The 26,182-nt window shown below is 39.7% G+C and carries 31 protein-coding genes and 2 pseudogenes; 17 read left to right on the top strand and 16 right to left on the bottom strand.

Features of this window, described 5'->3' with window-relative positions; translation table 11 throughout:
• The first annotated feature begins 185 nt into the window (after positions 1–185).
• Positions 186–776, top strand: coding sequence for a TIGR00288 family NYN domain-containing protein (locus V7O67_RS07875; protein ID WP_406671385.1), 591 nt, complete (start codon positions 186–188; stop codon positions 774–776).
• Here the strand turns inward: V7O67_RS07875 and V7O67_RS07870 are convergent.
• The 6 genes from V7O67_RS07870 to V7O67_RS07845 form a co-directional block, all read right to left on the bottom strand.
• Complete coding sequence (locus V7O67_RS07870; protein ID WP_406671384.1) at positions 773–1,945, bottom strand: homocitrate synthase family protein; 1,173 nt, start codon at positions 1,943–1,945, stop codon at positions 773–775. The genes V7O67_RS07875 and V7O67_RS07870 overlap by 4 nt on opposite strands.
• A 185-nt stretch (positions 1,946–2,130) precedes the next feature.
• A complete protein-coding gene (locus V7O67_RS07865; RefSeq protein WP_406671383.1) occupies positions 2,131–2,964 on the bottom strand; it encodes an NAD(+)/NADH kinase in 834 nt (277 codons plus the stop codon).
• The gene (locus V7O67_RS07860; RefSeq protein ID WP_342305400.1) at positions 2,951–3,769 is read right to left on the bottom strand and encodes a bifunctional fructose-bisphosphatase/inositol-phosphate phosphatase; all 819 of its coding nucleotides are present in this window, start codon (positions 3,767–3,769) and stop codon (positions 2,951–2,953) included. Before V7O67_RS07860 ends, V7O67_RS07865 begins: the two co-directional genes overlap by 14 nt.
• A 16-nt stretch (positions 3,770–3,785) precedes the next feature.
• Positions 3,786–4,793: a type II glyceraldehyde-3-phosphate dehydrogenase gene (locus V7O67_RS07855; protein WP_406671381.1), complete on the bottom strand. Its 1,008-nt coding sequence runs from the start codon at positions 4,791–4,793 to the stop codon at positions 3,786–3,788.
• Between the two features lie 74 nt (positions 4,794–4,867).
• Positions 4,868–5,056 carry a CooT family nickel-binding protein gene (locus tag V7O67_RS07850; protein WP_342305402.1) on the bottom strand — a complete coding sequence of 63 codons (189 nt, stop codon included), beginning with the start codon at positions 5,054–5,056 and terminating at the stop codon, positions 4,868–4,870.
• Positions 5,057–5,071: 15 nt separating this feature from the next.
• On the bottom strand, positions 5,072–5,947 hold the full coding sequence (locus tag V7O67_RS07845) for a damage-control phosphatase ARMT1 family protein (protein WP_406671379.1): 876 nt from the start codon (positions 5,945–5,947) through the stop codon (positions 5,072–5,074).
• A gap of 129 nt (positions 5,948–6,076) precedes the next feature.
• On the opposite strand from V7O67_RS07845, the gene V7O67_RS07840 reads away from it, so the two are divergent.
• From V7O67_RS07840 to V7O67_RS07790, 11 genes and pseudogenes are all read left to right on the top strand, one after another.
• A complete protein-coding gene (locus V7O67_RS07840; RefSeq protein WP_406671377.1) occupies positions 6,077–6,634 on the top strand; it encodes a VIT1/CCC1 transporter family protein in 558 nt (185 codons plus the stop codon).
• A gap of 93 nt (positions 6,635–6,727) precedes the next feature.
• Positions 6,728–7,737, top strand: a pseudogene (locus V7O67_RS07835) (IS630 family transposase).
• A 242-nt stretch (positions 7,738–7,979) separates the two neighbouring features.
• Positions 7,980–9,428 carry an IS66 family transposase gene (gene tnpC, locus V7O67_RS07830; RefSeq protein ID WP_406671409.1) on the top strand — a complete coding sequence of 483 codons (1,449 nt, stop codon included), beginning with the start codon at positions 7,980–7,982 and terminating at the stop codon, positions 9,426–9,428.
• Positions 9,429–9,480: 52 nt separating this feature from the next.
• A complete protein-coding gene (locus tag V7O67_RS07825; protein WP_342305405.1) occupies positions 9,481–10,155 on the top strand; it encodes a PEF-CTERM sorting domain-containing protein in 675 nt (224 codons plus the stop codon).
• Positions 10,156–10,257: 102 nt separating this feature from the next.
• Positions 10,258–11,202, top strand: coding sequence for a calcium/sodium antiporter (locus V7O67_RS07820; RefSeq protein ID WP_342305406.1), 945 nt, complete (start codon positions 10,258–10,260; stop codon positions 11,200–11,202).
• Positions 11,203–11,273: 71 nt separating this feature from the next.
• Positions 11,274–11,741, top strand: coding sequence for a hypothetical protein (locus V7O67_RS07815; RefSeq protein ID WP_342305408.1), 468 nt, complete (start codon positions 11,274–11,276; stop codon positions 11,739–11,741).
• 99 nt (positions 11,742–11,840) lie between these two features.
• The gene (locus V7O67_RS07810) at positions 11,841–12,398 is read left to right on the top strand and encodes a CBS domain-containing protein (RefSeq protein ID WP_342305409.1); all 558 of its coding nucleotides are present in this window, start codon (positions 11,841–11,843) and stop codon (positions 12,396–12,398) included.
• Between the two features lie 170 nt (positions 12,399–12,568).
• Positions 12,569–13,720 carry a pyridoxal-phosphate-dependent aminotransferase family protein gene (locus V7O67_RS07805; RefSeq protein ID WP_406657081.1) on the top strand — a complete coding sequence of 384 codons (1,152 nt, stop codon included), beginning with the start codon at positions 12,569–12,571 and terminating at the stop codon, positions 13,718–13,720.
• 26 nt (positions 13,721–13,746) lie between these two features.
• Complete coding sequence (ribC, locus tag V7O67_RS07800; RefSeq protein WP_406657082.1) at positions 13,747–14,211, top strand: riboflavin synthase; 465 nt, start codon at positions 13,747–13,749, stop codon at positions 14,209–14,211.
• A 33-nt stretch (positions 14,212–14,244) separates the two neighbouring features.
• Positions 14,245–14,649, top strand: a complete 405-nt coding sequence (gene ribH / locus V7O67_RS07795; protein WP_406657083.1) for a 6,7-dimethyl-8-ribityllumazine synthase — start codon at positions 14,245–14,247, stop codon at positions 14,647–14,649.
• Between the two features lie 39 nt (positions 14,650–14,688).
• Positions 14,689–15,831 carry a pyridoxal phosphate-dependent aminotransferase gene (locus V7O67_RS07790; RefSeq protein WP_406671375.1) on the top strand — a complete coding sequence of 381 codons (1,143 nt, stop codon included), beginning with the start codon at positions 14,689–14,691 and terminating at the stop codon, positions 15,829–15,831.
• Positions 15,832–15,876: 45 nt separating this feature from the next.
• On the opposite strand, the gene V7O67_RS07785 is transcribed toward V7O67_RS07790, so the two are convergent.
• On the bottom strand, positions 15,877–16,296 hold the full coding sequence (locus V7O67_RS07785; RefSeq protein ID WP_406671374.1) for an adenylyltransferase/cytidyltransferase family protein: 420 nt from the start codon (positions 16,294–16,296) through the stop codon (positions 15,877–15,879).
• Between the two features lie 210 nt (positions 16,297–16,506).
• Between V7O67_RS07785 and V7O67_RS07780 the strand changes: the two genes are divergently transcribed.
• The 3 genes and pseudogenes from V7O67_RS07780 to V7O67_RS07770 all read left to right on the top strand — a co-directional run bounded on the left by V7O67_RS07780 (position 16,507) and on the right by V7O67_RS07770 (position 19,137).
• A complete protein-coding gene (locus V7O67_RS07780; protein WP_342305415.1) occupies positions 16,507–17,745 on the top strand; it encodes a PAS domain S-box protein in 1,239 nt (412 codons plus the stop codon).
• 44 nt (positions 17,746–17,789) lie between these two features.
• Positions 17,790–18,799, top strand: a pseudogene (locus V7O67_RS07775) (IS630 family transposase).
• Between the two features lie 17 nt (positions 18,800–18,816).
• Positions 18,817–19,137, top strand: a complete 321-nt coding sequence (locus V7O67_RS07770) for an ATP-binding protein (protein WP_406671442.1) — start codon at positions 18,817–18,819, stop codon at positions 19,135–19,137.
• A 42-nt stretch (positions 19,138–19,179) separates the two neighbouring features.
• Here V7O67_RS07770 and V7O67_RS07765 read toward each other — a convergent pair whose 3' ends face one another.
• The 4 genes from V7O67_RS07765 to V7O67_RS07750 all read right to left on the bottom strand — a co-directional run bounded on the left by V7O67_RS07765 (position 19,180) and on the right by V7O67_RS07750 (position 21,223).
• Positions 19,180–19,416: a cytochrome b5 domain-containing protein gene (locus V7O67_RS07765; RefSeq protein WP_342305416.1), complete on the bottom strand. Its 237-nt coding sequence runs from the start codon at positions 19,414–19,416 to the stop codon at positions 19,180–19,182.
• 90 nt (positions 19,417–19,506) lie between these two features.
• Complete coding sequence (gene msrA, locus V7O67_RS07760; RefSeq protein ID WP_342305417.1) at positions 19,507–20,019, bottom strand: peptide-methionine (S)-S-oxide reductase MsrA; 513 nt, start codon at positions 20,017–20,019, stop codon at positions 19,507–19,509.
• 209 nt (positions 20,020–20,228) lie between these two features.
• Positions 20,229–21,026 (bottom strand): DUF1638 domain-containing protein, encoded by a 798-nt coding sequence (locus V7O67_RS07755; protein WP_342305418.1) that lies wholly within the window; start codon positions 21,024–21,026, stop codon positions 20,229–20,231.
• Between the two features lie 41 nt (positions 21,027–21,067).
• Positions 21,068–21,223, bottom strand: a complete 156-nt coding sequence (locus V7O67_RS07750) for a hypothetical protein (protein ID WP_342305419.1) — start codon at positions 21,221–21,223, stop codon at positions 21,068–21,070.
• A gap of 126 nt (positions 21,224–21,349) precedes the next feature.
• Here V7O67_RS07750 and V7O67_RS07745 point away from each other — a divergent pair, with 126 nt between their 5' ends.
• Entirely contained in the window at positions 21,350–21,850 is a 501-nt protein-coding gene (locus tag V7O67_RS07745; protein WP_342305420.1) for a GNAT family N-acetyltransferase, read from the top strand.
• Positions 21,851–21,914: 64 nt separating this feature from the next.
• Here V7O67_RS07745 and V7O67_RS07740 read toward each other — a convergent pair whose 3' ends face one another.
• The 4 genes from V7O67_RS07740 to V7O67_RS07725 all read right to left on the bottom strand — a co-directional run bounded on the left by V7O67_RS07740 (position 21,915) and on the right by V7O67_RS07725 (position 24,940).
• Positions 21,915–22,637: an amino acid ABC transporter ATP-binding protein gene (locus V7O67_RS07740; protein WP_406671440.1), complete on the bottom strand. Its 723-nt coding sequence runs from the start codon at positions 22,635–22,637 to the stop codon at positions 21,915–21,917.
• The gene (locus V7O67_RS07735; protein ID WP_342305422.1) at positions 22,624–23,316 is read right to left on the bottom strand and encodes an amino acid ABC transporter permease; all 693 of its coding nucleotides are present in this window, start codon (positions 23,314–23,316) and stop codon (positions 22,624–22,626) included. The genes V7O67_RS07740 and V7O67_RS07735 overlap by 14 nt, the downstream gene beginning before the upstream one ends.
• Positions 23,317–23,486: 170 nt before the next feature.
• Positions 23,487–24,251: a basic amino acid ABC transporter substrate-binding protein gene (locus tag V7O67_RS07730; RefSeq protein ID WP_342305423.1), complete on the bottom strand. Its 765-nt coding sequence runs from the start codon at positions 24,249–24,251 to the stop codon at positions 23,487–23,489.
• A gap of 332 nt (positions 24,252–24,583) precedes the next feature.
• Positions 24,584–24,940, bottom strand: a complete 357-nt coding sequence (locus V7O67_RS07725; protein WP_342305424.1) for a hypothetical protein — start codon at positions 24,938–24,940, stop codon at positions 24,584–24,586.
• 175 nt (positions 24,941–25,115) lie between these two features.
• On the opposite strand from V7O67_RS07725, the gene V7O67_RS07720 reads away from it, so the two are divergent.
• Positions 25,116–25,577: a GNAT family N-acetyltransferase gene (locus V7O67_RS07720; protein WP_342305425.1), complete on the top strand. Its 462-nt coding sequence runs from the start codon at positions 25,116–25,118 to the stop codon at positions 25,575–25,577.
• A 30-nt stretch (positions 25,578–25,607) separates the two neighbouring features.
• On the opposite strand, the gene V7O67_RS07715 is transcribed toward V7O67_RS07720, so the two are convergent.
• Positions 25,608–26,150, bottom strand: coding sequence for a pyruvoyl-dependent arginine decarboxylase (locus V7O67_RS07715; RefSeq protein WP_406671373.1), 543 nt, complete (start codon positions 26,148–26,150; stop codon positions 25,608–25,610).
• Positions 26,151–26,182 lie beyond the last annotated feature (32 nt).

The raw sequence follows: 26,182 nt of genomic DNA, 5'->3' as shown, positions 1-26,182 counted from the left end.
GAAAGTGTGGCCTGAATAGAATTTCTGCTATGTTGCTATCATCAAGATAGCGTGTTTTTAGTAGTATGTGATTTTAAATTAAATATACATAAATAATATTTATAGTGTGTATTGTATTTATTGAAATTATTGAACGTGATCATTATGATCGATCCTATTATCAATTATTATTATAGTGAGGTATCATGGCCAATGTTAAAACCGGACTTAATTCTATTGTCAAGTACCTTAGTACAAAGAAGGAAACCGGCAGGCGTAGTATAGGTCTGCTTGTAGATGGTCCGAATGTGCTCCGCAAGGAGTTCAATGTTAATCTCGAAGAGATAAGAGATGTGTTAAAAGAGTATGGAAACGTAAAGATTGGCAGGGTATTCCTGAACCAGTATGCATCCGACAAGCTTGTCGAAGCTATTGAAAATAATGGTTTTGAGCCTATCATCTGCTCAAGTGATGTAGATGTGCGACTTGCCGTTGAAGGGATGGAACTAGTGTACAATCCTACAATAGATACTCTGGCATTGGTCACAAGAGATGCTGATTTTAAGCCTCTTCTGAACAAGGCAAACGAACACGGGAAGGAAACCATTATATTCGGTGTGGAACCCGGATTCTCAACTGCTTTGAGAAATTCTGCGGATTATGTTATCATTCTTGAGAATGATCAGATGAATTACAATGACGATGTAAACCCACAGGAAAATGATAGAAATGGTGCCAAAGATGGTGAATTTGTGCGCGGTTCCCGAAACAAAAAAGAAGCCTCAATAGATTATTAATGCTTCTTTGTTTCAATCACCATCGATTCAAGTTTTGATGGTGAGATACCATGTTTTGTTTCTGTACAGTTTTTTATCCTGTCAAGAAGTGTAGTAAGTTCTTCTTTTGAAAGCTCATACCCCATGTTGCTTACTATTCCTTTCAGAGCCTTCATGCCGGTATGCTTTCCAACTATCAGGTGACGTGTTCCTCCAACCATCTCCGGACTGAAAAGTTCATATGTCCTTGGTTCTTCAAGGATGGCACACACATGTATGCCTGATTCGTGTGAAAATGCATGCTCGCCTACAATAGCTTTATTGATGGCTGGTTTAATTCCCGAGTACTCATTGACCATTTTGGAAAGGTTAGTAAGCTTAGTTGTATCGTATCTGTCAATTCCATACTGGACCCTTAGAGAGACAAGTAGTTCTTCAAGGGAAGCGTTACCTGCCCTTTCGCCAATAGCATTGACTGTTGTATGAAGCTGCTTTGCACCTGCTTCTGCGGCAGATAGTGTATTTGCGGTAGCAAGTCCCAGATCATTATGGCAGTGTATGCAGATGGGCGTGTTTACAACTTTTTTAATCTCACTGATCAGATAATGTGTTGTGCTGGGATTGAGTATGCCGATGGTGTCTGCGATGCTAACATAATCGACTTTGTAATCCTCGGCTGCAACGAATGCTTTTTTCAGAACTTCTATATCGGTCCTTGTGCCATCTTCCGCAGCAAACCTTACTCCTATCCCATGCTCTTTTGCGTACTCAATAGCACTCATTGCGGAGGTAAACATCTCATCATAGCTTTTATGGTACTTGTATTTGAGGTGAAGCTCTGACATGGCTATGAAAATACTTATGAAATCAACATCACAGTCAACTGCTGTCTCAACATCGCTAATAACTGAACGCGCAAGGCAACATGTCTTTGCATTGAGCTCCATGTTTGCGATTTCTTTAACTATATCTTTTTCAGCGGATGATACCACCGGGAATCCGGCTTCAATTATCTCTACTCCGACAGTGTCGAGTTCGGTAGCGAGTGCTATCTTCTCATCTCTGGTAAATACCACTCCTGGTGTCTGTTCACCATCCCTGAGGGTGACATCACATATTTCTATATCCAGAGGTGATAGGTTGAGATAATCAATGAGTCTGTTTCTTGAATAAGCTTCAACTTCCGACATGTTCTTGATTCCTGTGATTGCTGGTCAATTTCCAGTTCCAATATATAAGATTTCGGTATTTTAAGATAGTTTCTATTTTTTCGGCATATTCCAAGAGCAACTTTTATCTAGTGAATAGAAGGCAGTTGAATGCATCTTTTATTAATTTGTCCAGAATATGCTCCCATGGCAAAGTTGCGCCATTTTCAGGCAAGTTTGCTCTGGACCTTTTCATAAAAGCCGTTAATAGAGCTGCTAACAAACCTTGCAGGTTTCTCAGCCTTTGTTATTGTGACAACATCATTTTCTTTCATATTATAGGAATGCTGACCATCTATGACAACTGCGGCTTCTTTTTCAGGAACCATTATTTCCACTTTTAGAGTACTGTCACCCGGAACGATCCATGGTCTTGAAGAAAGCTTGAACGGGGCAAGCGGCACTATTAATGATGCGTCAACCCTGGGATCAACTATCGGACCACCTGCACTCATTGCATAGGCAGTTGAGCCGGTTGGGGTTGCAAATACAACGCCGTCAGCTCGAAGTTCCTCGATCATGGATTCATCAACAGATACCCTGAAGGTAAGTATCTTTGCAGGTCTTGCGGTGATAAGCACCACCTCGTTAGTTGCCGGGGGGAGAACCCTTCCGTTGAGATAGACTCCAAGTCTGCTGCGCTCTGTGTATGTGAATCCTTTAAGCACATCCTCTATTGCACTGATGGCATCCTCTGGCTGAACGTCTACAAGGAAACCGAGAGTTCCCATATTGATTCCTAATATCGGAAGTGGATCTTCCATTTTGGAAATATTGCGAAGTACCGTACCATCACCCCCCACAGAAATGATAAACTCCACGCCACATTCACGCATTTTCTCAACCGGGAGCAGATTATTTGTAATACCAAGATAATCACCCGTCTTGGGTGAAAGGTAAATTTCCACTTTAGATCTAAACGTATCATAGACTTTTCTGACCATATCAAGGGCATCTTGCTGATCAAATCGTGATACAATTCCGATTTTACTGACTGTCATGTGTTATCCCTGTAGAAAGCTTTAAGATATTTTCATGTGCATTCCCGTTGGATGCAATTACACTAACCTTACTCATTACTTTGTCTTCCAGCTTTAAAGATTCACCGCATCCATCGGTAACAATGCCTCCGGCCTCCTCTATAATGAGCTTGCCTGCAGCTACATCGGTCATGCGCATTGTTCCCCTGACATCTGCAAAAGCATCAATCATTCCTGAAGCTACATAGCATAATTCAAGTGCAACACTACCAAGATTTCTTACCCTTCTGACATTTGAAGAGAGAATTGCAGTTTCTTTTGTGTTAGACCTATAACCATAAATGCTCATGCAGAATCTACTGAGTTCAGAATTCCCGGATGGTTTTATCTTTGTGCCATTAAGATAAGCACCTTTTCCAGCCTCTGCATAGAACGCATCCCCTGTTGCCAGATTTTTTACATATCCAAAACAAAGATCATTCAGATCAGTTCTTGCAATGGCAATTGAAAGACTGTAAAAAGGTATTCCGGAACATGCATTATATGTCCCATCAATTGGATCGATTATAAGAGTATAAACAGGAGATGTTCTAAATATCTTTTCTCCAGCTTCCTCACTGATGATTCTGAAAGGATTTTTTTCCTTTTCAATTAATGTAAAAATGGCTTTTTCAGAAACATCATCTATTAATTTGGTTGGTGTTCCATCCGCACCAATATAAAGGACCCTGCCGGCATCAGTTGTGCCGACAAGATCTTTAATTGCCTCATGCACTACATCAGCAATCCTCTCACTAAACTCCAGGAACTCACTTGTGCATTGCATGAGATTTGAGCTCGTATTAAAGTCCCATTGTTTTGTTAGTTTTTACTACAGACTTTGCCCCGTCACTCTCAAGTTCCATCATGGCACGGATAGCATCTACATTTTCGGGAATAACATCGGATTCCTGGTGGATTCCCTGGAAGAAGTAAAGTTCTCCTTCGTACATGGTGATGGATTCATCCCATATGCAGTTCTCCCACATGTCTCCTCTTGGACGCCCGAGGTCTTTACCCAATTCCATGACTTCGGCTGTTGAGCTGATTCCCTGGCCTACAAATCTTATACGGGATTGTTTTGCGAACAGGTCTTTAACATCTTCTGAAGAGCAGTCCTTTTCAAGCTCAATGTTCAAGGTATGCAGGTGCATCAGTGTTGTCGGGAGCTTGACTGCAGTGGATGCGATGTTGATGTGAGGCATAACTGTCTTTACATCAGGACCGTGATGCGAAGGCAGTTTGATTGGGTTTGGCACAATTGCGTTGATAGGTCCTTTCTTAATATCGTTAGGGTCTGCTGCCCTTCTCATAAGAGTAACTCTTACCTTCTTCACACCAAATTCCTGGTCAAGTGGATAGATAACCCTGCAAAGTCCGGTTGTGTTACAGGAGACGACCCTTACAAAGTCCCTTCCGAGAGCTTCTTCATAATTTGAGATGGCATTGAATGAGCAGCCTGCGAGTTCATGGTCCTCACCACCCTGCCAGATTCCCTTAACTCCTGCCTTCTCATAGAGTCCTTTGTTCTTCTTACCGATGCCACCGGGAGTACAGTCAACTACAACATCAGCCTTTGCGATCATGTCGTCTACTGTACCTGCAGCAGGGATACCTGCCTGTTTCATAGCATCAACCCTGTTGGCTAATGTGTATACATTATATCCTTTATCGTGTGCAATTGATGCCTCATAGTTTGGCCTTGTCTTGGAAACACCTACGATCTCCATGTCATCCTGCAGGCTAACAGCATCTGCTACTCTCTTACCTATTGTACCGTAACCATTTATTGCTACTTTTACCTTTGACATCTAATGTTCCTTCCTATCTTATATTATTTGTATTTGACTTCAAATTATTAATAAATTTATAGTATATGAAAAAATCACTTATGAAGTATAATAGCTTCCCCGGTTCCAAAATTGATCTCTTTTATCAATCCCTTTACAGTCTCTTTTTCCCCGAGTATTCCATAAAGGTCAATATTCTCCCCGTCAACGATCATCTTTGTAACGGATTCCATCACCATACTGCGGGTTTCACCGTTGATAAGAATAACTTTAAGTTCACACATTTTATTTTCCTCCCTTTACTCGAATAACCTGGCCACAGAACAGCCTTTTGGAGCGCCGATATCTTCACCTACCGGATCGCACTTTACCTTAAGTAAGTAAGCTATAGGCTTATAATTTTCTTCTGATAGGGTTTCATAGTTAGCCATACCTTTGCTGATTATAAGTGAAGCGTTATCAAGAGCATCTTTAAGTTCCTTAGGTGCTTCGTCAAAACAAACACCAATGGCATTGGAACCCGTTGTCAAAACCTGGTCAACCTTTTTATCTATGCCAAATTGCTTTACTTCGTCCATAGTCACATCATTGAGTATCGGAGCACCGCGAACGACCAGAGTAATCTTTCCACCCATTTTCCTTATCATCTCAAAGACAAATGTATCAATGAGTATTTCTCCGCAGTTGTCAGCCAGGTATACAACGTTGCTGAGCTTATCCAGCATCTTGTCAGTGTCATCTATATCCAGTCCGCGCCTGAAATGTTCCCGAAATGTCTCATCGAAGACATCGATTGGTACTTCAAGCCCCATGACTCCGTAGTCGAAATAATTGCCTATTACAGATGCTAGGACAGCACGCTTGAAAGTGGCAACATCATCTTCATCGCCGTCGAATACATGTGAACGTATGACCGGCATGAATCTGAGTGCAGTCTGGCTACTCAGTTCTTTCATTTTAAGATATGGATCATTGTCGTTTAGTATCTCATAGGTTTTCCTGTGTATAGGTGTGGATAACTCTCCCGCAGGCATACCCGGCTGATAGAGAGAATTCAATACTTCTATACCACCGAGAATTGCTTCATGCATGAGATCTACATCGTCCGTAGATAATTCCGCTTCCATGTGTACTCTCGAGAGCAGGCAGTATGTGCATCGTGGGTGGACTTTCATGGGTAAATTCCTCTGTGAATAATAGAATCTCTATTTTACCATATGCAATAAGTTTAACCTTGATAATATCCGAAAACAAAATAAGCTTTGTGTGTGTCTTTAACCTGACTTTAGGATAAGAAGATCATTATGAATAAAATACCTCGTTTTAATACAAAAGGCTTTAAGCTGAAAACTGAACATGGTCGATACATAATCCTTGGCAGTATCGACGGCACCCTGGCTGTTCTGGGAGTCGTAATCGGAACATCCCATGTATCAAGTGATACTTCAATCGTCATCAATGCAGCACTCGGAGGGGCCATAGCTCTTGCACTGACGAACGGTATCGGCTCTTATCTTGCTGAAAGTGCCGTTGAATACGGCAGACTCGCAGAACTTGAGAAACCATTACTCAGGAGTCTGGAAAGAACCCGTCTGGAACAGGAGACTAAAAAGAAGATATGGAGTGATTCCTTCTTCCATGGCGGTGCAAGTTTTTTGGGATCACTGGTGCCTATTTTACCTTTCCTGCTTCTGGATGCTAACCAGCTTGAGGTTGCGATAGTATTCAGCATCATAGTTCTTTCAATACTTGGTGTGTTTTCCGGGAAACTTGCAAAACAGAGCCTTATCAAGCATTCGGCCCGGATGGTGGGTCTGGGGATACTGATCGTTGCAGCAGTCACGATACTTGGACTTGAGTGATATTTAGAGTATATTATATTTTATGTCAAATATTGGTTCAAAATTATAGTTATTAACTAAACATTTATTACTTAAGAGATACAACTATTTTTCATGGCTAAACCAGAACAAATTCTGATAGAGCATCATCTTTCATTAGAGGAATTGCTTAAACATATTAAGTCGTTAGAGAAAGATACAAGAGTTCTACAACGTTTGTATTTTGTTAAACACCGTTATGAAGGTGCTTCAGTTAATGAAGCGGCTAAACTTGTAGGGATATCAAAACCCGTTGCATATCAATGGCAAGAACGGTGGAATCAAGACGGATATAAAGGTTTGAAACCCAGGTTTTCAGGAGGTTGCCCTTCAAAACTCACTAATGACCAAAAAGAAAAACTAAAGACCATGTTACATGAGCGTGATGACTGGTCAACAAAAGCAGTTCAGGAACTCATATATAATGAGTTTAAAGTTCAATACACCATTAAGCAAATATTAGTCATCTTGAAAAAGTTTGGCATGCATCATGGCAAACCCTATACACATGATCATCGAAGACCAGAAGACGCAGAAGACCGTTTAAAAAAAACTTACCATTAATCGATGATGGTTGCGTTATCGGCTTTCTTGATGAATCATCTCCACAAACAACATCAAATACAGTTCGTTTATGGTCTTTCAATAAACCTGTTATCTTCAAAAACACAACCAGGCTAAAAGCAAACTCCTTCGGGTTTTATGCATTGAATGGTAATTCAGTTATAAATTTTAAGGAACATTCAACCAAAGAAGATGTATGTTCATTTCTGTCAACTGTAAAAAACAGTAACATAGGAAAAAGAATTGTAATCATTCTCGACAATTTTAGATCACATCGAGCAAAAGATACATTGGATTTTGCACAGGCAAATGACATCGAATTGGTCTATTTACCTCCATATTCGCCAGACTTGAATCCAATAGAATTCATCTGGAAGAGCGTCAAAAGAATAATTTCTTGTAATTTTGTGAAAGATCTTGACCATATGAAAAATCTGATTGCTGAGACGTTTATTAGTTGTTCATCAAAGATTAGTTTCGCAAGAAAATGGATTGATAAGTTTCTGAAAAATAAGTTATGAATGTTAAGTGAACAACTATAATTTAGGAATGCTTATAAGTAATTAACTTTAGTACAATAATTTATCCGGGTAAAACCGAATAATTTGGTACACAAAAAAAGGTGGTTACTTAAATGAAATGTAACTATTCAGCCTGACTGTTTTAATGATGCAAAAAACAATATACTATGGCTTCATTCTATGTGTTAAAAAATATTCAGTAAAATATCATAAAAAACGTCTATCAATCTGAGGGGATTTGTATAGACCGCGAAGAAATACTTGCAGTTTATGAAGCTGGTCCAGAAGCAGTAGTAGAACTTGTAACTCGATTACTTGGGATAATTGAACATCAATCTCTCCAAATTGCACAACTTGAAGAGCGTGTCAGGCATTTGGAAGAAATGCTTGAAAAGAATAGTCGCAACAGTAGCAAACCACCTTCTACTGATTCTTATGCACGGAATAAACCAACCGTTAAAAGTCAAAGAAAAAAGACCAATAAGCATGTAGGTGGTCAAAACGGTCATCCTGGTACTACATTAAGAATAAATGATGATCCGGATGAAGTTATTGTTCATCCTGTTAATCAATGCGTCAATTGTGGGAGATCGTTAGCTTCTGTTCCCTCTGACTATGAAAGAAGACAGGTCTTTGACATTCCTCCTATAACTATCAATTGCATTGAACATCGTTGCGAGATTAAAACATGTCCCAAATGTTCTCATGTAAACAAAGCTCTTTTTCCAGATGGTGTAACTCAGCCGACTCAATACGGTCATCGAGTTAAGTCATTTGCAGTTTATTTGCACACTTACCAATTACTTCCTTATCAGCGTGTTACCAAGTTGTTCTCTGATATTTTGGGATGCAAGATAAGTCCTGCTACTTTGGTGAACACGGAACGTAGTTGTTTTGAGAAGCTTGGAGCTTTTGAAAATACAGTGAAACATCTCCTGAAAGAATCTCCTGTCATCAATCTGGATGAAACAGGAATGAGAATAAATGCAGTTCGTAATTGGCTTCATGTGGCAGGTACAGACAAACTGACCTATTATTTTGCACATCGCAAAAGGGGCTCAGAAGCAATGGATGCTATGGGCATATTACCAGGTTACACTGGTGTTGCAACACATGATTTTTGGAAACCGTACAACAAATATGAATGTCAACATTCATTATGTAATGCACATTTATTACGAGAGTTAACTGGAGCTTCCGAAAACAGGGATCAACAGTGGCCAAAGATAATGAGTGATCTCTTGATATGCATTAAACATCATGTTGATAATGATCTTTTAGATACTGAGCTAATTCAAAGGTTCAGTGAGGATTATGATCACATAACTTGTTTAGGAGTGAATGAAAATCCTCCTGATCCGGAATCAAATGTGCGGTCTAAAAAACGAGGACGTAAGAAGCAGACCACGGTAAAGAATTTGCTGGATAGGTTTATTGGCCATAAAGAGGATATCTTGCGATTTATGTACGACCAAAACGTTCCGTTTGATAACAATCAGGCTGAAAGAGATATCAGAATGACGAAAGTACAGCAGAAGATATCAGGTACTTTCCGCAGTAAACAGGGTGCAAAAAATTTCTGCCGTATAAGAGGATACGTGTCTACTGTTAATAAGAATTCTGAATCTGTTATCGATGCAATTAGTGCAATATTTTATGGCAATTCATTTGTTCCAAAGTTGCAGAATTGATCGTGGATGAAGAAATCAGCTTGGTGGAAGTGAGCTAGGCTGAATAGTTACAATGAAATTTGAAAAACTGTTATTGGTATTAGTTGTTACTTTAATAATATCCCTCGTGAGTATCAGTCCTGCTCTGGGAACTGCTTATAGAGATGTGGAATTTTCTTCCGGTGCCATGTCCTTTGCAGATGAGATAGTGGATTGCCAACTTAATGGTGGTGCATCTGCCGGTGATATAAATAAGATACTTGGAAAACCAAACAACAAATGTGTAAGTCTTGGAACAAAGGGTTATGCTATTGTAAAATTTACAGACAATTCCCTGACAACTTCTGGAGACAATAGCTATGATCTGGCTGTTTTTGAAACTGGCATTTTCACAGAAGAACTTGTAGAGGTTTTTATAAGCACAGATGGCAAGAACTGGATAAAGATCGGTAATGCCAACAAGAAAACATTGTTTGATATAGATGCAGTAGATGGTGTGCTCAAAAACGAAAAATATAGTTACGTCAAACTCATTGATCTTACCGGACTCAACAAGGGTAAATCATATGAAGGTGCCGATATGGATGCAGTCGGAGCTATAACATCAACAAGCCCGGTTTTGGAAGAGGCTGAAGATGAGAAATGTGAAACACCTGTTGAGACTAATATTCCTGAATTCCCAACAATAGTACTTCCAATGATAGCTATTCTCGGACTTGCATTCATCCATGGAAAAAAGAAAGAATAAATTACGACAGAAACCTTTCATGGTTTCTTTCTCATTTTATTTTTGAGTCTCTTTTTTATTCTCACTTACGTTTAAATCCCATGGGAATCTATAGAATCCCTCATGCTTGTAACGGTTGCATTATTGCTCGTAAGCCTGGTGATGATCACAAAAGGTGCCGACTGGTTTGTAGAATCTGCGGTTTCTATTTCCGAGAAAAGTGGTATCCCAAAGATAATCATAGGAGCTACTATCGTCAGTTTTGCGACTACTGCACCAGAATTCACAGTTTCTGCAATGGCAGCGTACCTTGATCATGTGGAAATGACGGTGGGAAATGCCGTAGGTTCTGCCATATGCAATATAGGTCTTGTATTAGGCGCTATAATAGTCATTAAAGCAATCCCGATAGAGCTTCATGGTTTCACTCGTAAGGGTGCGTTCATGTTAGGATCTGCACTCCTTATGATAGTTGTAGCATATGACGGCGTAATATCCTCATTTGACGGAATCCTGCTATTACTGGTATTTCTAGGGTTCATGTATTACAACTTCCGCCTTCAACGTGCTATTTTTGATGGAAATGAAGAACTAAGGGAAAAAGTACCCATAAACCAGTTGAAAAAGGATATTTTACTTTTCATTGTAGGTGCAATGCTTGTTGTAATTGGCAGCCGTATTCTTGTTGATGCAGGCATAACAATTGCTGAGTGGCTGGGAATTCCTGAAATGATCATAGCCCTTACACTGGTTGCCCTTGGAACATCGTTGCCTGAACTCATTACAGCTGTTTCAGCTACCCTGAAAGGACATCAGGATATTTCCATAGGAAACATACTCGGTGCAAACACAATGGATATTGCACTCATCCTTGGTGCATCATCCCAGATCAGACCTTTGACAATACTTCCGCAATCCTTGTCATACGATTTTCCATTTATGGTACTGATAATGATACTTCTGCTGATATTCGGCATCACCGGAAAGAAACTGGAAAAATGGGAAGGTGGCCTGATACTTGTAGCCTATTTTGGATATATCGTTGGTCTGTTTACACTGTACAATTAACTTCGAGACAAAAACAAATCGATACATTTAAATGAGGATACAAATCTTTTTTTCCTAAAAAGGAGCGTATTATGCAAAAAAAAATGATTGTATTCCTTGTAATATTAGTATTGTCACTGGCAGTATCAGGATGTAGCGACAAAGAAGAATCCATTACTATCCATGGTGATGATGGAGAAAAAATCGATATAAACTATGCTGAAGGTTCAGAAAATGAAGCTTGTCCGATAGGTACAACCGTGAAAATGACAGATCCTAACACCGGTGAAACTATGACAATGGAAGTTGTAGGTACTGAGGTTATTGAAGGGATAGAAATGTGTCATACAGTCGCTGAAATAAATGTAGCTTCAGATGATGACATCGCCAGAATGGAGATGTACACTCCTGTTGACGAGAACGATGAAAGTTTCATCATGACCTACTATGATAAGGACAACAATGTCATGTCTGAAACAAAGATCATTAACGGCAAGATGACTATGACAGACGATGAAGGTAACGTTGTCATGGAGATGGATATTCCTGAGGATGAATAATCCTCATTTTCTACTTTTTCTTTTTTCTGCTGCCTTTATGGGTTCAATAACCCTGTCTTTAATTGGCTTTAAATAGGATAATTACCATCAGTAATACTTATGCAACTTCCATCTCCTGATGAATTAAAACAGAAAAGGACCGACCTTGGTCTTACACAAAGTGATCTTGCAAAAAGAGCAGGTGTCAGTCAACCACTTATAGCCAGAATAGAAGCAGGAGATGTAGACCCCAGGTTATCGACCCTCAAAAAGATAATCAACGTATTCAATGATATTGAAAAAGAAGATATCTATCTCAAGGATATAATGAACATGGAGCTAATTTCCGTATCACCTGATGAGAGTATCGATGCTGCAGTCCATATTATGGAAAAGTTCAACATATCACAGATACCTGTTATACAGGATGGAATTTCTGTTGGAAGCTTATCCGAAGACATGATCGTCAGGTCAATGGCTGACAAAAAGACATCAGTTGTATCCAACATGAAGATCGGTGACATAATGGGGGATTCTTTCCCGACGCTATCCCCTAACACGGATGTCAAAACGGCATCTTATATGCTGGAGAAATATCCAGCCGTGCTGGTACTGGAAAAGGGTCATGTTGCTGGTGTTGTGACCAAGTACGATATACTAAAATTGCTGAGTGATTAAAGTTTCAGGATTGAGACTGGCTAATGTTAAATATTAGGGTTGCATAAGAGGCGAAAGTTGCCCTTTCAGGACAATCAAAATGTATATCATGAAAGTTATATCCCATGGTTGCACAATAAATCGATTAACTAAATCATAATTTACAGGTCAAAAATAATCAGGAGATTTACATGGAAATTGAAGATACGCTTCTTATGATGCCAGGACCGGTTCCTGTTGCACCTCGTGTTCTTCGGGCTATGTCAAAGCCCATGATCAATCACAGGGGAGCAGAATTTTCAGCAATGTATGATGATTGCTGCGAAATTCTGGCTGATGTCTTCCAGACTAAAAATGATGTATTCATCTTGAGTGGTTCGGGTACCGCCGCAATGGAAGCTGCAGTTGGCTGTACTGTAGGTCCTGAGGATACCGTAGTTGCTCTTGAAAACGGTAAATTCGGAGAGCGCTTCAAGGATATTGTCGCAAGGTACGGAAAAGTAAACCCTCTGGAGAGTGAATGGGGACACTCTTTCGACCTCGATGAGGTCGAAAAGAAACTTGAAGAAGGTGCAAAAGCCATAACTCTTGTCCATAACGAAACTTCCGTTGGAATCCAGAACCCGGCTAAAGAGGTTGGTGAGCTTGCAAAGAAATACGATGCTCTCTTCATTATGGATGGTGTAACCACCCTTGGAGGAGATCTCGTCAAGACTGATGACTGGGGTGTTGATATTGCCGTTGTCGGTTCTCAGAAATGTCTTGCTGCACCACCAGGTCTCTCTATGATCTCTGTAAGCGAGCGTGCTTTCGAAGCAATGTCTGAAAAAGACTCCTTACCGTATTATCTTGATCTCAAGGCGTACAAGAAAAGTGGTGACAAGTCACAGACCCCATATACCCCGGCAGTTCCTCTTTTCTTCGGTCTCCAAGAAGCACTGCACATAGTCAGAGAAGAAGGTATGGATGCCAGGATCAATCGCCATTCAACCGGTGCAAAAGCCATACGTGCAGCAGCCGATGCAATGGGTCTTGAGATGTTCCCACAGCTTCACAATGATCACAGCCACTATTCAAATACCGTGACAGCCATGAAAGCTCCGGAAGGCGTTTCAGGTAATGATATAAAGAAAGACATGATGGCAAGGGGTATTACAATTGCCGGAGGTCAGTCTCATCTCAGTGGTAAGATATTCAGGATTGGCAGCATGGGCAATGTGCAACCAAAGGACATAATGCTAACAATACAGGAAATTGAAGTGGTCCTTAAAAAGAGGGGCATTGTATCAGATATAGGTGCAGGCGTGGAAGCCGCCAGCGAAGTGCTGGATACCCTGCTTTAATATTTTTCAGGAATTATCAGATAATTATGCCAGTAATCGGAATTGTGGATACGACCTTCGCACGCTTCAATATGGGCAAGGCTGCGGTGGATGAGATACAGAAGCACGCCTCTGCCAAGATCATCCGCAGGACTGTTCCGGGAATCAAGGACCTTCCGGTTGCAGCCAAAAAGCTCATTGAGGAAGAGAAGTGCGATATAATTATGGCACTTGGAATGCCCGGTGCGAAGGACAAGGACAAGATCTGTGCACATGAGGCATCCACCGGGATAATCCAGGCACAGCTTATGACGAATACCCACATAATCGAAGTATTTGTCCATGAGGACGAAGGAAAAGACGAAAAAGAACTTGCTTTTTTGATGGAACAGCGCTCCAGGGAGCATGCACTTAACGTGGTAAAAATGCTTTTCAAACCCGAACAGCTTATCAAGGAAGCAGGAACCGGGCAACGCCAGGGATTCAGGGATATCGGACCTGCAAGGGTCTGAACTCCTCCATTTATCAAAATCAAAGTGATCGATATGACTATTAAATTGGGATTTGTAATAGCAGAATTCAACAGAGACCTCACCTACCAGATGGAATTGCTGGGTGAGGAACACGCAAAGTTCCTCGGAGCTGAGGTTGTAGAAAAAGTATTGGTTCCGGGTGTCTATGACATGCCGTTAGCCATTAAGAAACTATGTGAAAACAACGAGATCGATGCAGTGGTAACTATTGGTATCGTAATTGAAGGTGCCACCGAACACGACGAGATAGTTGTACAGCATGCAGCAAGAAAAATTACCGACCTTTCCCTTGAATATAATAAACCTGTGGCTCTGGGAATCGCCGGACCCGGCATGACAAGAATGGAAGCTCACGAACGGGTGGATTACGGAAAGCGCGCCGTTGAAGCTGCTGTAAAACTTGTTCAGAGACTTTGATATTAAGAGTACTAAACTGAAAAATGATTGGGTATTTACATGGCATCGTCAAGACTAGAGCGAGTGGAAGAATCGGCAACGATAAAAGCCGCTAATGTTGCCAATAAAATGAGGCAGCAGGGCGCAGATGTCATCAGTTTCAGTCTGGGTGAACCGGACTTCGATACTCCTAAACATATTTGTGATGCAGCTGCTGATGCAATGTACAGAGGTGAAACCCACTATACTCCGTCTGCCGGAATTCCAGAACTAAGGGAAGCAATTGCAGAGAAGTTAAAAACAGAGAATAAGCTTGACGTAAACGCTTCGGATGTGCTCGTAACACCAGGTGCGAAACAGGCTATTTTCGAGATCATGTTAACCGTCCTTGACGATGGTGACGAGGCTATTCTTTTTGATCCGGCATGGGTCTCCTATGAATCAGCTATCAAATTTGCAGGTGCTGATACTGTCTGGGTTCCTACTGACCCGTATGATGGTTTCAAACCCCAGAATCTCGAAGAATATATTACTGATAAAACCCGCATAGTCGTCGTAAACACTCCTGGTAATCCCACAGGTGCTGTATATGACAGAAGCACACTGAAAAATATTGCAGATCTTGCTATAGATCATGATATACTTGTGCTCTCGGATGAGATATATGAGAAGATCATCTATGACAGGGAACATGTCAGTATGGGTTCAATTGAAGGCATGCAGGACAGGACAATTACAGTCAACGGTTTCTCCAAAGCATATGCCATGACAGGCTGGAGACTTGGTTATGCATGCGCAAGACCCGATATCTTTGACGGTATGCTTAAAATACAGTCCCACTCCGTAAGCAGTGCAACCAGCTTTGTACAATACGGAGGTTTGGCGGCTCTACAGGGTTCCCAGGAACCTGTAAAAGAGATGGTTGACGAATTCAAAATAAGGCGAGATATCCTTGTTAAGGGTCTGAATGACATTGGAATCAAATGTCAGACACCAGGCGGGGCTTTCTATGCCTTTGCAGACGTAAGTGAGTTTGGTGATGGAAACCAGATTTCAGAAAAGCTTCTTGTAGATGCACATGTTGCAGTTACACCAGGCTCTGCATTCGGCGAAAGCGGAAAGGATTTCATAAGAATATCCTATGCGACTTCACAGGAAAGGATCAAGGACGGACTGGAAAGGATCAAAACAGCACTCGTCTGAATTTTCCTTTTCCCTTTTACTTTTTTAGTATGTATTAGAATTGTTTTACTTATAGCGCTCAAGCACTTTTTTGATGATTCTGCCAGTGCTGCAAAGAGAACAGGTCAATGACTGTTCCACTCTTATTACCTTACAGTTAAAACCCTTTTCATGCAACTGTTTTTCGAGTTCTTCAATATCGAATGTCTGATCATATCCCAGGGCAATGATATCTGGTTTTATCTCCCTTATAGGCTCGAACATATCAGACTCACTCCCAAGAATGGCTTTATCTACAACAGATAATGAATTGACCATTTTTACTCGCTGCTCATCAGGAATTACGGGTTTTGGTTTATGCCGGATCATCGATTCTCTGGCAACTATGACATATAGTTCGTCACCAAGCTCCTGTGCTTTGCTGAGATAGAAAATATGTCCCGGATGAAGCAGATCAAATGTTCCTGTTGCGAGTACCCTTACCAAAAAAGATCACCTGTATGCTGTTCCTTATAAACAAGCATCCATTATAAAGATAGCTCAAGAATTACAACACAAAAATAACAACATACATTTATAAATTTTGATGCATACAATAAGTCTCATTTATATATACGATTATATAGTAATACAACTAATATAACAAGTACAACTTAAACATCAAAAGTAGATACCTGATTCATGGAGTACTATAGCATGACATTCACCTTCTGGAGAAGAATAGCCCAGGAAAATGAACTTAGAAAAGAGATTGCAAAAAGAAAAGATGCAGAAGAGAAATTACTACGTAGCGAGGAAAAATTCTCAAAAATAGCCACCTCAGCCAATGATGCAATAATAGTTGTCAACAATGAAAGCAAGGTTATTTTCTGGAATGGTGCTGCAACAAAGATATTTGGATATTCTGAAGATGAGGTGCTAGGTAAAGCAGTACACAGTTTGATTGCACCTGAAAAGTATCGTAATGCGTATTCGAACGGTTTCATAAAATTCACAGAAAGCGACTCTGGAAGGGTAATAGGCAACACTCTTGAGCTTGAGGGAAAACGAAAAGATGGGACAGAATTCCCAATTGAACTTTCGTTATCCTCAATGCAGCTCTCCGATGGAACATGGAATGCATCAGCTATTATTCGTGATATTACCGAGCGCAAACGCCTTGATACAATGGAGCATGATCTTCTGGAAAGACTGACAACTATAATAAATAATATCAATAGCGGGATAATGCTAATTGACAGTGCGAATAAAGTTATAGTTGATGTAAATCCTGTGGCAGCAAAAATGATAGGCCTTCCCCGGGAATCGATAATAGGGAATACGTGTCACAAATTTGTATGCCCTGCACACGAAAAACAATGTCCCATCATAGATCTGAGACAAACTGTAGATCGGTCTGAGAAATTCCTTTTAGACAAAAATGGGAAGGAAATACCCGTAATAAAATCAGTAGTCACTGTAAAACTAAAAGGAAAAGAGTACCTTGTTGAGAGTTTCTATGATATTTCCAACAGAATCAAAATAGAAGAAGCACTTATTAAAGCAAAACTCGCTGCTGAGGCCTCCGATATGGCAAAAAGTGAATTCCTTACGAATATGAGCCATGAACTTCGCACACCCCTAAATTCCATCATTGGATTTTCAGATATGTTGCTTTATAACGAAAACGATATTTTTAGCGATAAGCAGAAAAAGTACCTTTCAAATATATCCAACAGTGGAAAACATCTACTAGAAGTCATAAATGATATTCTTGACCTTTCCAGGATAGAAGCTGGAAAAATGGACCTTGTAACAGAAGAGGTAAATGTATTTGATGTATTTAATGAACTAAAGAGAACGGTATCAACCCTTGTAATAACGAAAGATATTTCCCTTGAATTTGACATTGACAATGATATCGCAACTATAACGGTTGACAGGATCAAGTTATAGTTATTAACTAAACATTTATTACTTAAGAGATACAACTATTTTTCATGGCTAAACCAGAACAAATTCTGATAGAGCATCATCTTTCATTAGAGGAATTGCTTAAACATATTAAGTCGTTAGAGAAAGATACAAGAGTTCTACAACGTTTGTATTTTGTTAAACACCGTTATGAAGGTGCTTCAGTTAATGAAGCGGCTAAACTTGTAGGGATATCAAAACCCGTTGCATATCAATGGCAAGAACGGTGGAATCAAGACGGATATAAAGGTTTGAAACCCAGGTTTTCAGGAGGTTGCCCTTCAAAACTCACTAATGACCAAAAAGAAAAACTAAAGACCATGTTACATGAGCGTGATGACTGGTCAACAAAAGCAGTTCAGGAACTCATATATAATGAGTTTAAAGTTCAATACACCATTAAGCAAATATTAGTCATCTTGAAAAAGTTTGGCATGCATCATGGCAAACCCTATACACATGATCATCGAAGACCAGAAGACGCAGAAGACCGTTTAAAAAAAACTTACCATTAATCGATGATGGTTGCGTTATCGGCTTTCTTGATGAATCATCTCCACAAACAACATCAAATACAGTTCGTTTATGGTCTTTCAATAAACCTGTTATCTTCAAAAACACAACCAGGCTAAAAGCAAACTCCTTCGGGTTTTATGCATTGAATGGTAATTCAGTTATAAATTTTAAGGAACATTCAACCAAAGAAGATGTATGTTCATTTCTGTCAACTGTAAAAAACAGTAACATAGGAAAAAGAATTGTAATCATTCTCGACAATTTTAGATCACATCGAGCAAAAGATACATTGGATTTTGCACAGGCAAATGACATCGAATTGGTCTATTTACCTCCATATTCGCCAGACTTGAATCCAATAGAATTCATCTGGAAGAGCGTCAAAAGAATAATTTCTTGTAATTTTGTGAAAGATCTTGACCATATGAAAAATCTGATTGCTGAGACGTTTATTAGTTGTTCATCAAAGATTAGTTTCGCAAGAAAATGGATTGATAAGTTTCTGAAAAATAAGTTATGAATATTAAGTGAACAACTATAAAACAAATACTCTATAATCTGATAGGCAATGCAATTAAATTTACCACGGAAGGTGGTTATATCCACGTGTATGCAAAAAAGGTTCTAAACAATATAGAGATTGAGGTAAAGGACTCGGGAATAGGCATACATCCGGATGATCAGAAAGACCTGTTTGAACCTTTCACACAAGTAGACTCAGCACTTACCAGAAATTATGACGGTTCAGGACTAGGTCTCGCAATTGTCAAGAAATATGTTGAAATGCACAGAGGAAGCATTCGAGTTGAGAGTGAAACCGGTAAGGGTTCATCATTTGTATTCGAAATACCTCTGTAAAACCTGCCTTAATTCCGAAGTGTGCCAGAAGGCATCTATACCTTATTTTTTAATTGTTCCAACTACAGAGTAATTATCCAGTGCATCAGTCTCATGGGGAGCTTCCATGTCCAGAGATTCAGTAAGATCATTTCCTGCTTCATGCAAACCCATATGTTCTCCATCGTCCCAGAAGTCACTACCACTTACATCATAGACTTTACCGTCGTAGACAACATATGTTTTTTCGCCATCTTTACCATTGTACTTTGCAACTTCTTCCAATGTGAATTCCTGCATATCATCACCACTTATACATTTAATTTTAAACTTATATGCTTTTGGGTCTTGCTTTCATATTCCATTGATTTAAAATGACCGACAAATTGTTTAATGTTTTATAATACATCCCCCATCAGTACCCATTTTTTCGAAATATTGTTGATGGTATTCCTCTGCACGATAAAATACTCCTGCAGGTAGTATCTGGGTTACAATCTCCCCATTATATTCTCCGGACTTTTCCAGATGCATCTTTGATGCTATAGCAACATTCCTCTGTTCAGCATTATGATAAAATATAGCAGAACGATATTGTGTACCGACGTCAGGCCCCTGTTTATTAAGAGTCGTGGGATCATGCAACGCCCAGAAAAGTTCCAATAACTTTTCGTAAGATACAACAGAAGGATTAAAAACAACTTCTACAGCTTCAGCATGACCAGTTGCTCCTGTACATACTCCTTTGTACGTTGGATTTTCTGTAGTTCCACCGGTGTAACCCACCTGAGTGAAGCCCACACCCTTTACTTTTCTAAATGTCGATTCCACACCCCAGAAACAACCTGCTGCAAACGTTGCTATTTCGTAGCCTTCATTAAGTAATTCTTCCCTTGATTCCATCGCATCACCTATAGAACTGGCAGACACTATCTTTGGTAAGTCACATGATATGCCTGCATAAACAAAAGTCAGTAAAAACAATATTAATATAGTTCTGGTTTTTACATCCTGCATTAGCGATAAAGACCTGCCCCTGTTAAAAACTGGGATTCCATACGGTATAAATCTTTCTACTACAGAATAACTCACTAAAAATTAGAAAGTATCTACTAGCAACCAACTACCTCTTTTTTGATAGATTCATAACAGTTCTCAAATATGTTCTGGCAACCTTCTACTTCCAGAACCTCAAAGTCAAATATCTCTGCAAATTCAGCCACTTTTTCATCAAAATTATCTGTATGTAATAATCCAGTTCTGATCTTGGCAACCCGCTTGTATCCAGTAATTTCATTGACCTTTCGAAGCATCTTAATCGTTTTTTCAGGCTTTTCTGGATCAACTCTCATAATCTCCCTCCAGGTGTGTGCAAACATGGGTGTAAACAGAAATGTTCCCTTATCACTGAACTTCTTGAGAGTCGAAAGATATTCACTACAGCCACCCAGAGTAGCACCTACACAATCATCAACTGTCCGTGTGTCATCCTGAAGTATTCTCACAGGACATGATTTTTCAAGATGCTCGAAATCTGTTTTAATCTTATCGAATACGTTTCCACAAAGTCCGTAAAAGAGGAGAATGCCGCTGGAATACTTACTTAGCTTTTCAAGTAATTTGTACACTTCTGTTTTAAGTGTTTTAGGAAGCTCATGCAATGCAAGCTCAACCATGTACACCATTACAGTATAGCTATGAGGATCATTCTTGTAAGCTTCAGTATCCACCGGAAGTTTGTCGGGAGATAGGAGCTGATAGCTGAGACCTACCTTTTGTAGTTTGGAAGTGAAATCATCCTCCTGCCCATTGGCAACAACCAGTATGTCATCTACTGAAGAATCATTTTCCAGGATGTGAACAACTTCGTCTTGTAGGATCTTACATGATAGTATTGTCAACAATGGCATATTATTACCTTATTCACTATTTGCTATTCATTCTTTTGCATTTACAGATAAACAAAACTTACCGCAAAAGCCGCGACTCCGGAAGGTATCCCAACAAACAGCGAAAAGAAGATCTTATCCTGCAGGACCTGGGTAACAAGTACAGTTACCAATATGAAAATAACAAGACTTATTATCACGATCTTTGCAATTTGCATCTGTTGATCCCACACGAACTATTTACACTGGTTTATTAAAAATAGTAGCATTCTAATAGAATGAGAAGTTGACGCTCTTTAAAAGTACATTTGTTATATAATTTGCAAAAACTCGAAGGTGAGAACGTGGAAAACGACTCTATGGAAAATAAACTAATTATCCGGCAGACAAATGAACGTGATATTCCCCTCATTATGGACTTTGTACGGTCACTTGCTGAATTTGAAGGTCTCGGAGAACATGTCCTTTCGACGGAAGAAAGTCTTCATACTGCCCTGTTTGGAAAAAGACCGTATGCTGAGGCGATAATAGCTGAGCTTAACGACAAACCTGCAGGCTTCATTATATTCTTCCATAATTTCTCTTCCTTTGTTGGTAAACCCGGTTTGTATATCGAAGACATATTTGTCTATCCAAAATTCCGCAGTATGGGTGTTGGAAAAGCACTTGTGCTCCGTTGCGGACAAATTGCAGAAAAACGTAACTGCGGAAGAATAGAGTGGAGTATGCTCGACTGGAATCCTGCAAAAGAGTTCTATGAACACTTTGGTGCTAAAGTCCAGAAAGAGTGGATCATATACAGGTTGGACGAGCAGGGCATAAAAGACCTTGCAGGAAAGAAGTAAACGAATTACTTCAATATCCTGCCATCATTTTTCAATTATAGGACATTGCTTTTTGTCATGTGACCTATAGTATTTTGCTGAGGAAGGATTGTGTCCGCTCATGCTGGGCATTGGAGAATATTTCATCAGGCGTTCCCCGTTCAACTATCATTCCATCATCCATGAAAAGAACTCGGTCACCAACTTCCCTTGCAAATCCCATTTCATGAGTGACAACCACCATTGTCATGCCTGCCTGTGCCAGATCTTTCATAACACCAAGAACCTCTCCCACCATCTCCGGATCGAGTGCTGATGTTGGTTCATCAAAGAGCATAAGCTTTGGATGCATGGCAAGAGCCCTTGCAATTGCAACCCTTTGTTTCTGCCCTCCTGAAAGAGCTGATGGATACACATCTGCCTTGTCTTCAAGACCCACTTTCTTCAGCAGGTCAAGAGCACGTTTCTCAGCTTTCTCATTTGAGAGTTTCCTGACCTTCATTGGTGCCATGGCAACATTCTGAAGTGTGGTTTTGTGGGGAAAAAGATTAAAATGCTGGAATACCATGCCAGCCTCCTCACGTATCCTGTTAATGTTAATATTTTTATCAGTTATCTTTTCATTATCAATGATAATTTCACCTGATGTCGGCATTTCCAGAAGGTTAATACACCTGAGGAAAGTACTTTTTCCTGAACCTGAAGGACCTATAACGCAGACTACTTCGCTTTCTTCTATATCCACAGAGATGCCTTTCAGTACTTCAAGCTCTCCAAATCTCTTGTAAAGGTCTTTAACTTCTATCACTGACACCAAGCCTCCTTTCTGAATATGCGACTACGCGTGATATTACGATTGTCAGTATCAGATACATCAATGCCACGGCAATATACACCGGAAAAGCTGCAAATGTCCTGGAAATGTATAACTGTCCGGTCTTTAGCAGTTCATGCACGCCAATTACAGCGAGAAGTGACGAATCTTTTAAAAGAGCAATGAACTCATTCCCAAGAGGAGGTATTATTCTCCTGAATGCCTGTGGAAGGATAATCTCTTTCATTGCCATCCTTTCATTCATACCAAGTGAGCGTGCTGCTTCCATCTGTCCCCTGTCAATGGATTGTATACCTGCACGTACGATCTCTGCAATATAAGCTCCACTGTTTATACTGCATACAATAATACCGGCAAGTATCGGATCTATCTGCAATGGATTCCCCGTTGCATTTGAATAAAGACCTGGAATACCATAGTAGAATAATAATATCTGTACCAACAGGGGAGTTCCCCTTATAAAATCAATATAAACAATGCTTGGATATCTGAATATTCTTTTTTGGGACAACTTGCCAAGGCCGCTGATCGTACCAAGTATCATTCCGAAAAACAGAGAGAAAGATGTTATCTCAATTGTTATCATTGACCCTGCTATCAGGTCAGGTAAGACTTTGATGATGTGTTCCAGATATGTAGATAAAAGGGACAAGGATATTACCTCGGTTTTTTGTAAAAATAATCAGTACATTATTCTGAAAGTAGGCACACATGAACGACATATAAATATATCGCTACAGATTTTTTCGTTTTTCGGCAGGAGAAAATATAAGAAATAGTGAATATGCAAATGGGAATTGCATATTCAGAATATTAAAGTGTTTAGAAATAGTCTCCCATTATCTGGTCGTATGTACCATCTTCCTGAACGTTAGCAAGACCTGCATTGAGCATTTCAAGAAGCTCAGTATTTCCGTTCTTTACTGCAAAACCATAGGAATCGCTCTGTATATCGTCATCGACAATCTTTATTACACCAGGATTCTGGACCATGTAAGATTTTGTAACTGGCAGGTCATTTATCATGAAATCTGCACGTCCGCTCTGGATGTTCATAACAATGTCACTAACATGTGCAAGATAAATAATTTCGTCAATTATGCCTTCTGCTTTGAGTTCATCAGCTTTCAAAGCTCCTGTGGAACCTTGCTGAACTACAGCAACCTTACCCTGAACATCATCCAGGCTCTTGATCTCCTCGTTATCAGCAGCAACAGCAAGGGAAAGACCTGCATTGATGTATGGTTCACTGAAGTCTACAGATTCTTCTCTTTCTGCAGTAATTGTCATACCAGAGGCTATTAAGTCGATCTGTCCTGACTGGAGGGCAGGGATAAGTGCATCAAATTCAAGATCCTTCCATTCTATTTCAAAGCCCTGATCCTCTGCAATTGCATTGATAAGGTCCACATCAAAACCTATGATCTCATTGCTGTTGTTCGCATCTGCATATTCAAATGGTGGGAAATAAGGTTCTGTTCCTACAATATAAGTTGTTACCTCAGCTGTTTCTTCAACCATCCCATCATCTGCACTGTCTTTTTCTGTGCTGTCAGCACATCCGGAAACGGCGACTAGTCCTAGCATTAATATTCCTATTATTAAAAAACTCATTATTTTCTTCATTATTGATCTTCCCTGGACAATTATCTATATTTTATATAGTAACTATAGACCAATACCCATAATTGAGCAATCAACTTAAGGTTTTCTATTTTAAGTTCGTAACCTATCAGCAAAAAACAGTATGAATAAGCGGATTTAGTAGTTAAATGAATAAATTTTTATTTTAGAAAATAATTAAAGAGAGGAAATAAAAAAATACCAAATGAAGAAAAAGATGTTTATCATACATCCTGACAATCACGTGAATTTACATTCAGGAAGACTGCCAGGGCATGATGTTATCTTAAATGAATTTACTCTGCTGCTGTTTCGTTAGCAACTTCTTCTGCAACTTCTTCTGCAACTTCTTCTGCAACTTCTTCTGCAACTTCTTCTGCAACTTCTTCTGCAACTTCTTCTGCAGTTTCCTCTGTTGCATCTACATCTTCAGCAACATCTTCTGCTACATCTTCAGCAGTTTCCTCTGCTGCATCTACATCTTCAGCAACATCTTCTGCTACATCTTCAGCAGTTTCCTCTGCTGCATCTACATCTTCAGCAACATCTTCTGCTACATCTTCAGCAACATCTTCTGTTGTGTCTGCACATCCTGATACGGCAACAAGTCCAACCATCAGGAAAACCATGAGTAAGCTTAAAAATTTCTTCATATTAAATCTCCAATTACTATATTTCTATAGCCCTATATATTCTATAGACTCCTGCGAATTGACTATAAGTTACTTAAGTTTTTCTATTCATGACGTTTCTTGATATCATATTTTAATACAAAGAACATCGCGGTAAAGACTAAGAAAAATATTTATCCTCACAAATCCTGATTACATGCCAATAAGTAAAACCAGTATCAACATGCAAATAAAATGGATAAATGGATCTGATGATTTCAGTGATGCCTACAAAGTTCGCAGAGATGTTTTTGTAATTGAACAGAACATCGATGAGAATCTTGAACTCGATGAATATGATGTTATATCCCTACATCTTGTTGTATATAATGATAAAATACCGGTTGCCACAGGAAGGATATTTGAGCATGATGATTCTTTTACTATCGGAAGGATATGTATAATTAAAGAATATCGCAACCGGAATATTGGAAAATTGCTGATGAAAAATCTTATAGAAAAAACAATTTCAATGGGAGCTAAAGAGCTTCATTTGTCATCACAGCTATATGCTACAGGTTTCTACAAAAAGTTTGGTTTTAAAGAATATGGAGAGACTTATGATGACGCAGGTATCGAACATATCTCAATGATCCGAAAGACCAGCGGACATAAATAAGAAAATTAAAAAGAATCATTTCAATCCCTTTTATTCAATAAAAACCATTGCCGCTATGACTGACGTCCACTTTCCTTCCTTGTCACCATTTGCTGTCTGACAGTAATGGGTTGTATCAAAAATATGGCCGCTTGCCTTGTAAACCTGTTCCCTTTCTTGCCAGGCAGAGTTAGCATCGAATTCGATTCCCAGAGTAGTTGCAAGCATAGTTGCCGCAATATCCTCGGCATATTCTCCTGCTTTTTCCTCTTCTTCTCCGTATGAATGATGTTCGGAGATATAGCCGTAGTTCTTCTCGTTAACTGGAACAGCAGTTCCGACTGCAGCCGATACCAGTCTCTGCGGCTCATTCGTATCGTTGCGTGCCAGGACGCAGTGGACGATCTCGCCTGCCCCAAGCTCTTTGAGTCCTTCATCCCTGGAGACTATCTTGCAGTTAGGAGGAAGTATGCTGGATACACTGACAAGATTGTATTTCTCGATTTTTGCATCGCGCAGTGCCAATTCAAAAGATGCTAACTTGTCTTTGTGTACACCAACACCTTTAGTCAAAAAACACTTTTTTGGAACCATTTTAATCATCGCTTTATATGTAGTTTTAATCT

This window comes from Methanolobus sp. ZRKC4 (assembly GCF_045291305.1).
Lineage (GTDB): Archaea > Halobacteriota > Methanosarcinia > Methanosarcinales > Methanosarcinaceae > Methanolobus.
Note: the sequence above shows the minus strand (reverse complement) of the source record. Positions and strands in the feature narration are given on the sequence as shown.